Origin of the sequence: Aliiroseovarius sp. S1339 (genome assembly GCF_023195695.1) — a bacterium.
Taxonomy (GTDB): domain Bacteria; phylum Pseudomonadota; class Alphaproteobacteria; order Rhodobacterales; family Rhodobacteraceae; genus Aliiroseovarius.
The window spans coordinates 356,646-366,794 of sequence record NZ_JALPQG010000004.1 but is presented as its reverse complement, the minus strand read 5'-3'; the positions used below and the strand labels follow the sequence as shown (position 1 = coordinate 366,794).

The window sequence follows — 10,149 nt, the reverse complement described above, 5'->3', positions numbered from 1 at the left end:
TGGCGCGGATCATCTCGCCTTCGGTCAGCGTGTCACCGATGCGCAGCTGGCCGTGGTTGGGGATGCCGATGATGTCGCCGGCCCAAGCCTCTTCCGCCAATTCGCGGTCAGAGGCGAGGAACAGCACAGGGTTTGACACCGCCATCGGCTTTTTCGTGCGCACATGGGTCAGCTTCATCCCGCGTTTGAAATGGCCTGACGCCAGCCGCACGAAGGCCACGCGGTCGCGGTGTTTGGGGTCCATATTCGCCTGAACTTTGAACACAAAGCCCGCGACTTTGCCTTCCTCGGGCGCAATGGCGCGGGGGCTGGCCTGTTGGGGCTGCGGCTCGGGGCCGTATTGGGCGATACCTTGCATCAGTTCCTGCACACCAAACGAGTTGATCGCCGAGCCGAACCAAATTGGGGTCATGTGGCCTTCCAGCACGGATTTGGGGTCAAGGGTGGGCAGCAGTTCGCGCGCCATCTCAACCTCTTCCAGAAACTTTTCCAGCATGTGCGCGGGGACGTGCTCGGCCAGTTTGGGGTCGTCCAGCCCGTTGATCTCGATGGTTTCGGCCACCACGTTGCGGTCGGCGCGGTCCATCAGTTCCAGCCGGTCGTTCAGCAGGTCGTAGCAGCCCAGAAAATCGCGGCCCATGCCGATCGGCCAGCTTGCGGGCGTCACGTCAATCGCGAGGTTTTCCTGAATTTCATCAATGATATCAAACGTATCGCGGCTTTCGCGGTCCATCTTGTTACAAAATGTCAGGATCGGAAGATCGCGCAGGCGGCAAACCTCAAACAGTTTCTGCGTCTGGCTTTCCACGCCTTTCGCCCCGTCGATCACCATGACGGCGGCGTCCACAGCAGTGAGCGTGCGGTATGTATCTTCCGAAAAGTCCGAGTGGCCCGGCGTGTCGACCAGATTGAAGCGATACTTGCCGAAATCAAACGACATGGCCGAGGCGGACACCGAGATGCCCCGGTCCTGTTCCATTTTCATGAAGTCAGATCGGGTGCGACGCGATTCACCTTTGGCGCGCACCTGTCCGGCCATCTGAATGGCGCCGCCGTAAAGCAGGAACTTTTCGGTCAGGGTCGTCTTGCCAGCGTCCGGGTGGCTGATGATCGCGAAGGTGCGACGGCGCGCAATCTCGGTCGGCAATTCGGGGCGGTTTGATACGGTGTCTAACATGGGTTCGCATATAGCGACGGGGGCGGAGGGGCGCAACAACCATGGGTGCTTTCCTCGCGCGGGCGGCCCTGCTAGGTCTTGGAAAAGCGCGGGCGACAGACGCGCCTTCAGGAAATGGGAGAGACCGATGGATCTGGGAATTTCAGGCAAGCGGGCGCTGGTATGTGCGTCCTCAAAAGGGTTGGGGCTTGGATGCGCGCGGGCTTTGGCGCGGGAAGGCGTGTCGCTGGTGATGAATGCGCGCACCGAAGGGCCATTGCAGGACGCGGCAGAAGCGATTCGGTCAGAGACTGGCGTAGACGTGGTGACAGTCGCCGCTGACGTGACGACAGAGGACGGGCGAACGCGCGTTCTGGACACTGCAGGCGATGTGGAAATTCTGGTGACCAACGCGGGTGGCCCGCCGCCGGGCATGTGGTCGGATTGGGATCGTGACGATTTTATCGCAGCTTTTGACGCCAACATGCTGACACCGATCGCTTTGATGCAGGCTTTGATCCCCACGATGATCGATAAGGGCTGGGGTCGGGTCGTGAATATCACCAGCCAATCGGTGAAATCTCCGATCCCTGTGCTTGGCCTGTCCAACACCGCGCGCACGGGCCTAACGGGCTTTGTGGCGGGAACCGCGCGGCAGGTGGCGGGGCAGGGTGTGATCATCAACAACCTGCTGCCGGGTATTCATGACACTGATCGCGCGGCGGCTTTGGACAAGGGCGTGGTCGAGGCGCATGGCGGATCGGTTGACGAGGCCCGCGCGGCGCGTGCGGCCACGATCCCGGCTGGTCGCTATGGCACGGCTGAGGAGTTTGGCGCGACCTGCGCCTTCCTGTGCTCGCAACATGCGGGGTTCATGGTGGGGCAGAATGTGTTGCTGGACGGTGGGGCAGTGAACGCGACGTTCTAAGCGGAGCGGATCAGACAGGCTGACGGGCGGGCGCAACCTGCCCGTTGTGATGGCGCTTGTTTTGCCCCTTGCCCTCATCCCGATGATCGGCACACTGACGCGCGAACAGGACAGGCTATTTCGGTCGTTGAAGGAGACGCGCTATGCAGATGAACAAATTGGCGGGTGGCAAGCTTGAGGTGAGCGCGTTGTGCCTGGGCTCGATGCTTTGGGGGTCCACCAACACTGAAGCCGAGGGTCACGCCCAGATCGACATGTCTTTGGACCACGGGATCAACTTCATTGATACCGCCGAGATGTATCCGGTGAACCCGATCAAAGCCGAAGCTTGCGGACGCTCGGAAGAAGTGATTGGCAGCTGGATCGCCAAAAGCGGGCGACGCGATGACGTGGTGATTGCCACAAAAGTGTCGGGTGACAATCCGGGCTGGAAGCGTGGCGGCAAAGGTTATAACGGCGCGATCATCCACGAGGCTGTGGACGAAAGTCTGGTCAAGCTGAACACCGACTATATCGACATTTATCAGACCCACTGGCCCATTCGCGGCAGCTATGCGTTTCGCCAGAACTGGACCTTTGATCCGTCAAATCAAAACCGCACCGAGGTTGAGGCGCATATGCGCGACGTTTTGGGTGCTATGGCCGAGGTCGTGAAGGCCGGCAAGGTGCGCCATTTCGCTCTGTCCAACGAAAGCGCGTGGGGCACCGCGCAATGGTTGCGCATCGCGCGCGAAATGGGTGCGCCCGAGGTAATCTCGATCCAGAACGAATACAGCTTGATGTGCCGTCTGGCCGACACCGATCTGGCCGAGCTGTGCATGAACGAAGGCGTGCGCGTGCTGTCCTATTCACCGCTGGCGACGGGGCTGTTGAGCGGGAAATATCAGGACAACGCCGTGCCGAAAGGGTCGCGGCTGGACCTGTCACCGGGTCTGGGCGGGCGTGCCACGCCACGCGCATTTGAAGCCGTTGATGTGTATCTGGATGTTGCGAAAAAGCACGGGCTGGACGTCGTTCAAATGGCGCTGGCTTTCGCGGTTTCGCGGCCGTTCATGGGGTCGACCATTTTTGGTGCGTCCTCGATGGAGCAGCTCGCCCGCATCTTGGACGGAAAAGACCTGACACTGTCAGACGAGGTGATGAAAGACATCGACAGCGCGCACCGCGCCCACCCGATGCCGTTCTGACAAGACGTGCCCTACTTGTGTTAGGTTAATGGCGCGACCAGCTCTAGACACTCAGGGTATCAGGGAACCGGAAGGAACAGGACCATGGATCGGCGGCAGATGTTAATGACGGCAGCCGCATTGACGGCAAGCGCGGGGCTGACCGCCTGCGTGGGCGGGGGCGGTTCGGGTGTCGAATTTCACCGCAGCAAGACCCGGCAGCTTAGTTCAACCACACGTTTCAACGCGGCCCGCTTCGCTGGACGCTGGGTGATCCGGGGTGAATTCGTTTATCCCGGCGACAAGCCATCCTTCGGGGCGGTCAACTTTGCAGAAAATGGCGGTGCCATTACCGCTTTGGACGTCTATGGGCCGTCTGGGTTGCTGGACCATTATTCGACAAAACAACCTGCGCCGGGCCGCATTTCGGTCGGATCAGCGCCGTTTGACACGCAATATTGGGTGCTTTGGGTCGATGCTGATTACCGCACAGCCGCGATCGGCACGCCATCAGGCAGCTTTGGCTGGATCATCGACCGGTCCAACTCCGGTGGCGAAGACCGGATCAAGGCGGCGCGCGATGTGCTGGGGTTCAACGGCTATAACCTGTCGCGGCTGAAAACCCGCTAGGCGTAAGCTGGCATTCGCGGCCTGACCATGCGAAAGGTGCGCGATGCAAGCTTGGATCCCCATCACAATCGCTGCGGCGTTTTCGCAAAACCTGCGCTTCATGCTGCAAAAGCGGCTGAAGGACACACGCTTGTCGGCGACCGGGGCGACCCTTGCGCGGTTCGTCTATTCCGCGCCACTGGTGGCGGTGATCCTTGTGATTTATCTGGGCGTGACGGACCAAAGCGCGCCTGTGCCCGGTGGGCGGTTTTTCCTGTTCGCGTTTACGGGAGGTATCGCGCAAATCCTTGCCACAATCTGTGTGGTGGCCTTGTTCGCCGAACGCAATTTCGCCGTCGGCATCACATTCAAAAAGACCGAGGTCGTGCTGACCGCGCTGGTCGGGTTGGCGGTGTTGGGCGAAGGCGTCGGCGTTGCGGGTGGTTTGGCCATCGCGGTCGGGTTTCTGGGTCTGATCTTGCTGTCGGACCCGCCAACTGGCGGCAAAGCTGGGTGGATGCGGTTCTTTAACCGGGCGGCGGCACTGGGGCTTGGGGCCGGGTTCCTGTTCTCTGTCTCGGCTATTGGTTATCGCGGCGCGGCCCTATCGCTGCCTGTCCAAGACGTGGTGGCGCGCGCCGGGTTCACCTTGGCCGTCGTCACCGCATTTCAGTCTGCTGTCATGCTGATCTGGATGACTTTGCGCGAAAAAGGCGAGATCACGCGCGTTTTCACCGCATGGCGGGTTGGCGTTCTGGTCGGCCTTAGCTCAATGATCGGCAGCTTTTGCTGGTTCACCGCTTTCGCGTTGCAAAACGCGGCGCTGGTCAAGGCGTTGGGGCAGGTGGAGCTGTTGTTTTCTTACGCCGCAACGCTGTTTGTGTTTCGTGAAAAGGTCACAGGGCGCGAATATGCCGGGACCGCGTTGATCCTGGCCTCCGTTTTGGTGCTGGTGCTGTTCCTGAAGTAGCCGTCAGCCCGCCGCCGTCAGGGGGCCAACGCCACCAAGACGCTCAAACAAGCTTTCTTCGTCAGAATTGTTGAAGAACGGTACCTGTGCAGGCGCACCCAATTCGGGCAGGTTGCCAACGATTTCGGCCAACACCACCTCGGTTATGAACGGCAGGTCGAAACGGCGCACATCGTCCAGCGGAATCCATTGAAGATGGCTTAACTCGTCAGAGGCGCGCGAGAAATCGTCGATATCGGTGCGCAACTCGTCGGCGTCCACCGCAAAGAAGCGCGCATCAAACCGGCGCGGGCGGCCCTTGGGTGTGATCGCGCGAAACACGAAGGCCATACCAAGGGCAGATGGGATATAGCCTGCTTTTGCAAATTCTTCCCATCCATCAGGAACTTTGCAGGGCCAGTCGCCGGGCGCACCCAAAATTTGACCCGTTTCTTCCCAAAGCTCGCGAATGGCGGTCACCAGCAGCGCCGATGAGATCGAGGGGTCTGCGTGTTCACCCAAGCGCGTCAGGCAAGGCTCGGCCCCCTTTTCAGCCAGCGGCACCTGAGCATCTTCTGCATCAAGCGCACCGCCGGGAAAGACAAACTTGTTGGGCATGAAGGCCGCTTTGGCCCCGCGTTGCCCCATCAAGACCTGCGGCCGTGTGGTCTTGTCACGGATCAGGATGACTGTGGCCGCATCCCGTATGATTTTCGACTTGTCAAGTGCCTTGTCCATGATGTCGCCCTATGAATCTCGGTCGTGTTTGAAGCCGTGCATTCGTTTTGCCCATTGGAAACCGACCATAAACCCCTTGAACCGGGGCAGCAGGTATAGTGACGCAGCCACTGTGCCGACTGTGAAGATTGAGGCCAGCATCATCGGCTCCTGCACAAAATTCACATAGGTGATGTGCAAAAGCGGCGCCATCAGATGGCCCACCACAAGGATCGTCAGGTAAGCAGGGCCATCATCGGCGCGGTGGTGATACAGGTCTTCGCCGCAAACCGTGCAAGTGTCCTGCACCTTCAGATAGCCCTGAAACATTTTTCCTGTTCCACAGTTGGGGCAGCGTTTGCTCCAGCCCTTTTTCATCGCAGGCTTTAGGTCGCGTTCCTGACCGTCATCGGCAAGCGGCTGGGTGTTCATTGTGGTCACGTCGCTCATTCATGTTTCCTCTGTCGCGCACCAAGCCATTCTAAGGATTGAAACGCGGAAAACCATGCCGCGTTTTGCTGTTGCGGCGCGATGCCGCGATTTTTTTCGCCAAACAGCGACGGAAACACGCCCCTGCCGCGTTCAATGGGTATGACGCCGGACAGATACAGACTTGGCGCGAACAGGCAAAGGAAAAAGGAACACATTATGACTGTTACAAAAACAAAAGCAGCAACGGCAATCGCACTGGCTTTGGGCGCGGCCCTGACACTTGGTGCGACCTCCGCGGTCGCCTTTGGTGGCAAAGACGGTGGCGGGATGCAGGGACGCAATGGCGGCTTCATGCAAATGGAATTCGCTGATCTGGACATGGACACCAGCGGCCAGATCACGGCCGAGGACCTGAAAGCCCATGCCGCGGCACATTTCTCGGCCACTGATACGGACGGAGACGGCGAGCTGTCGGTTGCGGAAATGCAGGCGCACCGTGCGGCTAAGATGGCCGAGCGTCAAGCAAATGCTGGCGGCCAAGGCAAGGACAAAGGTCCGATGGCAGAAAAGCGCATGGGCTGGATGATGGAAAAGATGATCTCCAAGCGCGACACCAATGGCAACGGCACGCTCAGCCTTGATGAAATGGCTCCGGACCAAGCCCGCATGGATCGCATGATTGACCGATTTGACACCGATGACGACAACGCGATTTCACAAGCCGAGTTTGATGCGGCGCAGAAGGAAGCCTTCATGCGCGGTCATGGCAAGCGCGGTCACGGCAAGGGCGGCAAAGGTCAGCGTAACGGCGGATAACGCCCACCTGTGCCCCTGCGTTTCGCGGGGGCACCCCCGCCCGTTGTCACCAAGTGGCAGACGGGCTAGGCAGGACGAATGGAAATGGCCTTGGACGCTTACGCAGAAGCTTCGGACGACGCGCTTCTCGTTCTGTACGGGAACGGCGATCCGATGGCGGCTGAGCTTCTGACCCGCAGGCTTGCGCCGCGGGTTCTGGGTTATGGCACGCGTCTTTTGGGCGGCGACCGGGCGGAGGCTGAGGACGTAACACAAGAAGCGATGTTGCGTTTGTGGAAGATCGCTCCGGACTGGCGCACAGGCGAGGCGAAGGTGTCAACGTGGCTGTTTCGAGTGGTATCAAACTTGTGCACTGATCGGCTGCGCAAACGGCGCAATGTGGACATCGACGCGATTGAAGAGCCAGCCGATGACACGCCTGGTGCAGTTGACAAGATGATCCAGGCAGATCGCGTTGCCGCCTTGCAAACCGCGCTCAACGCCCTGCCGGAACGTCAAAGAATCGCCGTGACCCTGCGCCACATCGAAGGGGAAGCAAACCCCGAGATTGCGCAGATCATGGACATCAGCATCGAGGCCGTCGAAAGTCTGACGGCCCGGGGCAAGAAAGCGCTGGCCACAGCACTTGCTGGCCAGCGAGAGGAGTTGGGATATGGCACAAACTGACAAAGACATGCTGGATGATACGGCCTTGGACGCGTTTTTTGACGCGGCCCGATCTGATATTGCCGCACCTTCTGACGCGCTTGTGTCGGCAATCCTTGCAGATGCCGAGGCACATCAGCCGCAATGTGGCAGTCATGCGGGCACGGCGGTTGATCCGGGCGCGTCGCGGGGGTTCTGGGCTGATTTGGTCGCAGCGGTTGGCGGCTGGCCTTCCCTTGCCGGAATGGCGACGGCGACAGTGGCCGGGGTCTGGATCGGTTTTGCCGCCCCGATCCAACTTGAAACGATGTCCGGCGGGTTGATCCTGACTGGCGACTATACGTTGGCCGACGAGTCCTATGCGTTGGAGGATTTGGCCCCCAGCTATCTGGGAACCAGTTTGTTATTGGAGGATGAGGGATGAGCGCATCGAACAAACCACCCGTCGCCACACCACAGCTGAAGCGGCGCAAGTGGCCGCGTATTCTTCTGGCGGTATCGCTGATGTTTAACCTGTTGGTGGTTGGGCTTGTGGCCGGGGCCAAATGGGGCGGCCACCGCGATCACGGCTTCGATATGCACGGCCCAAACCGTGGTGCGATCCGCGACTTGGGCTTTGCTCCGCTGGCTGGTGCATTGGATCGGTCAGATCGACGCGAGATCGGCAAAGCCCTTCGTGAACGCAGCGGGTCGTTTGCCGACAATCGCAAGGCGCTGGCCAGCGAATTCCAGACCATACTGACCGCGTTGCGCGCCGACCCGTTTGATCCGGATACGCTTATGTCGGTCATGGATCAACAGTCCGAACGGCAGCGTCAACGCGGTGAACTTGCCCGGTCAGTGCTGGTCGAGCGGATAGATCAGATGAGCCCCAAAGAACGTCAAGATTTCGCCGACCGTATTGAAAGATCTATCCAGGACAGGGCACGCGCGTCTAAGCGGCGTCCGACACGAAAGTGACCTGATTGCGTCCGTCGGACTTGGCGCGGTAAAGCGCTTGGTCGGCGAATTGCAGCAATTCATGCGCGGTGCCGGATGACCCGAATGTGTCGCCCGACACGGCCACACCGATCGACAGGGTGACGGCGATACCGTTGGGCGTTGCGCCCGTCGCGACTGGACAATCGCCAACAGCGCGACGTAGCCGTTCCGCCATCGCTTGGGCCTGTGCGCGGCTGACACCGGGCAGGGCGATCAGAAATTCTTCGCCGCCATACCTTGCCAACAGGTCCATGTCGCGCAGATTGTCTTTCAGGCGTCGCGCCACCTCGACCAGCACCTCGTCGCCGACCGGGTGACCGAACCGATCATTGATAGATTTGAACCGGTCAAGATCCAGAACCATGATTGCATAAGGCTGGTTCTTGCTGCGCGATTCGCGTTCCAGCCGATCCAGATAACTTTGTGCAAAGCGACGGTTGTGCAGACCAGTCAGCGGATCGCGAACGGCTAAGGCCAGACTGGTATCAAAACTTTTGCGCAGGTCGTCGCCTTCAAACTTGCGCGCCAGAAGGCGGTGCAAACGCAGTGCCAACTCGCGGGCATCGAACCCCGGTCTTAAGACAGCATTCGCGCCCAGATCAAGCGCCATAGAGGAGGGCGAGGGGCTTTCGCCGCAATCCTGAACGACAATGACCGAATGGCGCGTCGTTTGGCGCGACCGCAACTCGCTGACCAGTCGCAGACCATCAGATGTCTCGCTGAGTGTTGAGGCGATGACAAAGGCGTCCGGTACACCGCCGAAGCCACTGACATCCTCCAACGCTTGCGATGGCGTCATGATATCAATTCGGTGGCGGATTTCGGTTGCCAGATGCATGCGCCAGTAAATGCCAGTTTCGGCATCCGGGGCGATCAGCGCGACGCGGGCATGACGTTCAAAAAGCGCGGGTGCTTCTGCACAGCCGAAATCACGTGACAGGTCGCGCCGCCGCAGCACTTCGTCCTCGGCCCCGCGCGCCCGGATCAGATTGCGCACCATGGCCATCAGCGTGGCTTCGTTCAGCGGCTTGGAAAAGACGTCATCAGCGCCCGCCATGATGGCTTCCAGCCGCGCGCGTTGGTCATCTTGATCCGACACCACGATGATCGGGATGGAACCTAGCGTGGCATCCGCTTTCAACTGGCGACACGTCGACAGGCTGCAATCGGTGCGGCCCCGACCCAGAATGATGAGGTCAGGCTGGGTGTCGCGTGCCAGTGTGGCCACATCGGCGCATCGGTCCGCCTGAATAACCTCGTAGCAGGCGACGGTCAGTTTGACCTTCAACACGATGCGATTGGTCGCAAGGTCATCCGCGATCAGGATTCTCTCACTCATATCGTCAACTCGCCCTTGTCATTGTGCCTATTTGAATGGTCTGTTCACCTTGCTGCCATATTGGTTAAGAAAACCTTTCCAACCGTTAAGGAGTATGAGGATGAAGCTGGAAATCGCCGAGGCAACGGCCCTGAATGTGCTGGGTTGGCTTGTCTCAGACGAAGAGCTTTTGCCAATCTTCATGGGCTCGACAGGGGTCGATCAGGACGCCCTTCGCCAAAGCGCAGGGGATGCCGCCTTTTTGGGGTCGGTGCTGGATTTTCTGTTGATGGATGATGCTTGGGTGATGCGGGTGTGTGATGCCTTGAATATCCCCTATCAGCAATTGGCAGCGGCGCGCCAAGCCCTTCCCGGTGGCGCGCAAATCCACTGGACATAAATCGTAAAGTAATTGAAATACAATATGATAGG

13 protein-coding genes are annotated in these 10,149 nt (G+C 59.6%); 9 read left to right on the top strand and 4 right to left on the bottom strand.

Annotated features, from left to right (window positions below):
• Positions 1-1,177 (bottom strand): peptide chain release factor 3 (locus MUY35_RS08475; RefSeq protein WP_248365686.1); only part of this gene is annotated, 1,177 nt, incomplete at its 3' end.
• A 127-nt stretch (positions 1,178-1,304) separates the two neighbouring features.
• Between MUY35_RS08475 and MUY35_RS08470 the strand changes: the two genes are divergently transcribed.
• The 4 genes from MUY35_RS08470 (at position 1,305) to MUY35_RS08455 (ending at position 4,829) form a co-directional block, all read left to right on the top strand.
• Positions 1,305-2,084 (top strand): SDR family oxidoreductase, encoded by a 780-nt coding sequence (locus MUY35_RS08470; RefSeq protein WP_248365685.1) that lies wholly within the window; start codon positions 1,305-1,307, stop codon positions 2,082-2,084.
• 143 nt (positions 2,085-2,227) lie between these two features.
• Positions 2,228-3,271: an aldo/keto reductase gene (locus MUY35_RS08465; protein WP_248365684.1), complete on the top strand. Its 1,044-nt coding sequence runs from the start codon at positions 2,228-2,230 to the stop codon at positions 3,269-3,271.
• 84 nt (positions 3,272-3,355) lie between these two features.
• Complete coding sequence (locus MUY35_RS08460; RefSeq protein WP_248365683.1) at positions 3,356-3,880, top strand: lipocalin family protein; 525 nt, start codon at positions 3,356-3,358, stop codon at positions 3,878-3,880.
• A 43-nt stretch (positions 3,881-3,923) separates the two neighbouring features.
• Positions 3,924-4,829: a DMT family transporter gene (locus tag MUY35_RS08455; protein ID WP_248365682.1), complete on the top strand. Its 906-nt coding sequence runs from the start codon at positions 3,924-3,926 to the stop codon at positions 4,827-4,829.
• Between the two features lie 3 nt (positions 4,830-4,832).
• Here the strand turns inward: MUY35_RS08455 and MUY35_RS08450 are convergent, their stop codons facing one another.
• Both MUY35_RS08450 and MUY35_RS08445 read right to left on the bottom strand, forming a co-directional pair.
• The gene (locus MUY35_RS08450) at positions 4,833-5,546 is read right to left on the bottom strand and encodes an NUDIX hydrolase (RefSeq protein ID WP_248365681.1); all 714 of its coding nucleotides are present in this window, start codon (positions 5,544-5,546) and stop codon (positions 4,833-4,835) included.
• A 9-nt stretch (positions 5,547-5,555) separates the two neighbouring features.
• The gene (locus MUY35_RS08445) at positions 5,556-5,975 is read right to left on the bottom strand and encodes a DUF983 domain-containing protein (protein WP_248365680.1); all 420 of its coding nucleotides are present in this window, start codon (positions 5,973-5,975) and stop codon (positions 5,556-5,558) included.
• A 198-nt stretch (positions 5,976-6,173) separates the two neighbouring features.
• On the opposite strand from MUY35_RS08445, the gene MUY35_RS08440 reads away from it, so the two are divergent.
• The 4 genes from MUY35_RS08440 (at position 6,174) to MUY35_RS08425 (ending at position 8,378) form a co-directional block, all read left to right on the top strand.
• Positions 6,174-6,773 carry an EF-hand domain-containing protein gene (locus MUY35_RS08440; RefSeq protein WP_248365679.1) on the top strand — a complete coding sequence of 200 codons (600 nt, stop codon included), beginning with the start codon at positions 6,174-6,176 and terminating at the stop codon, positions 6,771-6,773.
• A 78-nt stretch (positions 6,774-6,851) separates the two neighbouring features.
• Positions 6,852-7,439, top strand: coding sequence for an RNA polymerase sigma factor (locus MUY35_RS08435; RefSeq protein WP_248365678.1), 588 nt, complete (start codon positions 6,852-6,854; stop codon positions 7,437-7,439).
• The gene (locus MUY35_RS08430) at positions 7,426-7,842 is read left to right on the top strand and encodes a hypothetical protein (RefSeq protein ID WP_248365677.1); all 417 of its coding nucleotides are present in this window, start codon (positions 7,426-7,428) and stop codon (positions 7,840-7,842) included. Before MUY35_RS08435 ends, MUY35_RS08430 begins: the two co-directional genes overlap by 14 nt.
• A complete protein-coding gene (locus tag MUY35_RS08425) occupies positions 7,839-8,378 on the top strand; it encodes a periplasmic heavy metal sensor (RefSeq protein WP_248365676.1) in 540 nt (179 codons plus the stop codon). Before MUY35_RS08430 ends, MUY35_RS08425 begins: the two co-directional genes overlap by 4 nt.
• Here MUY35_RS08425 and MUY35_RS08420 read toward each other — a convergent pair.
• The gene (locus MUY35_RS08420) at positions 8,353-9,738 is read right to left on the bottom strand and encodes a diguanylate cyclase (protein WP_248365675.1); all 1,386 of its coding nucleotides are present in this window, start codon (positions 9,736-9,738) and stop codon (positions 8,353-8,355) included. The two genes, MUY35_RS08425 and MUY35_RS08420, sit on opposite strands and share 26 nt — an antisense overlap.
• Positions 9,739-9,832: 94 nt before the next feature.
• On the opposite strand from MUY35_RS08420, the gene MUY35_RS08415 reads away from it, so the two are divergent.
• Positions 9,833-10,117 carry a DUF3572 domain-containing protein gene (locus MUY35_RS08415; protein ID WP_248365674.1) on the top strand — a complete coding sequence of 95 codons (285 nt, stop codon included), beginning with the start codon at positions 9,833-9,835 and terminating at the stop codon, positions 10,115-10,117.
• The last annotated feature ends 32 nt before the right edge of the window (positions 10,118-10,149 follow it).

Coding starts and splice junctions, on each gene's coding strand:
- MUY35_RS08470 (WP_248365685.1), top strand. CDS start 1,305: ATGGATCTGGGAATTTCAGGCAAGCGGGCGCTGGTATGTGCGTCCTCA.
- MUY35_RS08465 (WP_248365684.1), top strand. CDS start 2,228: ATGCAGATGAACAAATTGGCGGGTGGCAAGCTTGAGGTGAGCGCGTTG.
- MUY35_RS08460 (WP_248365683.1), top strand. CDS start 3,356: ATGGATCGGCGGCAGATGTTAATGACGGCAGCCGCATTGACGGCAAGC.
- MUY35_RS08455 (WP_248365682.1), top strand. CDS start 3,924: ATGCAAGCTTGGATCCCCATCACAATCGCTGCGGCGTTTTCGCAAAAC.
- MUY35_RS08450 (WP_248365681.1), bottom strand. CDS start 5,546: ATGGACAAGGCACTTGACAAGTCGAAAATCATACGGGATGCGGCCACA.
- MUY35_RS08445 (WP_248365680.1), bottom strand. CDS start 5,975: ATGAGCGACGTGACCACAATGAACACCCAGCCGCTTGCCGATGACGGT.
- MUY35_RS08440 (WP_248365679.1), top strand. CDS start 6,174: ATGACTGTTACAAAAACAAAAGCAGCAACGGCAATCGCACTGGCTTTG.
- MUY35_RS08435 (WP_248365678.1), top strand. CDS start 6,852: ATGGAAATGGCCTTGGACGCTTACGCAGAAGCTTCGGACGACGCGCTT.
- MUY35_RS08430 (WP_248365677.1), top strand. CDS start 7,426: ATGGCACAAACTGACAAAGACATGCTGGATGATACGGCCTTGGACGCG.
- MUY35_RS08425 (WP_248365676.1), top strand. CDS start 7,839: ATGAGCGCATCGAACAAACCACCCGTCGCCACACCACAGCTGAAGCGG.
- MUY35_RS08420 (WP_248365675.1), bottom strand. CDS start 9,738: ATGAGTGAGAGAATCCTGATCGCGGATGACCTTGCGACCAATCGCATC.
- MUY35_RS08415 (WP_248365674.1), top strand. CDS start 9,833: ATGAGGATGAAGCTGGAAATCGCCGAGGCAACGGCCCTGAATGTGCTG.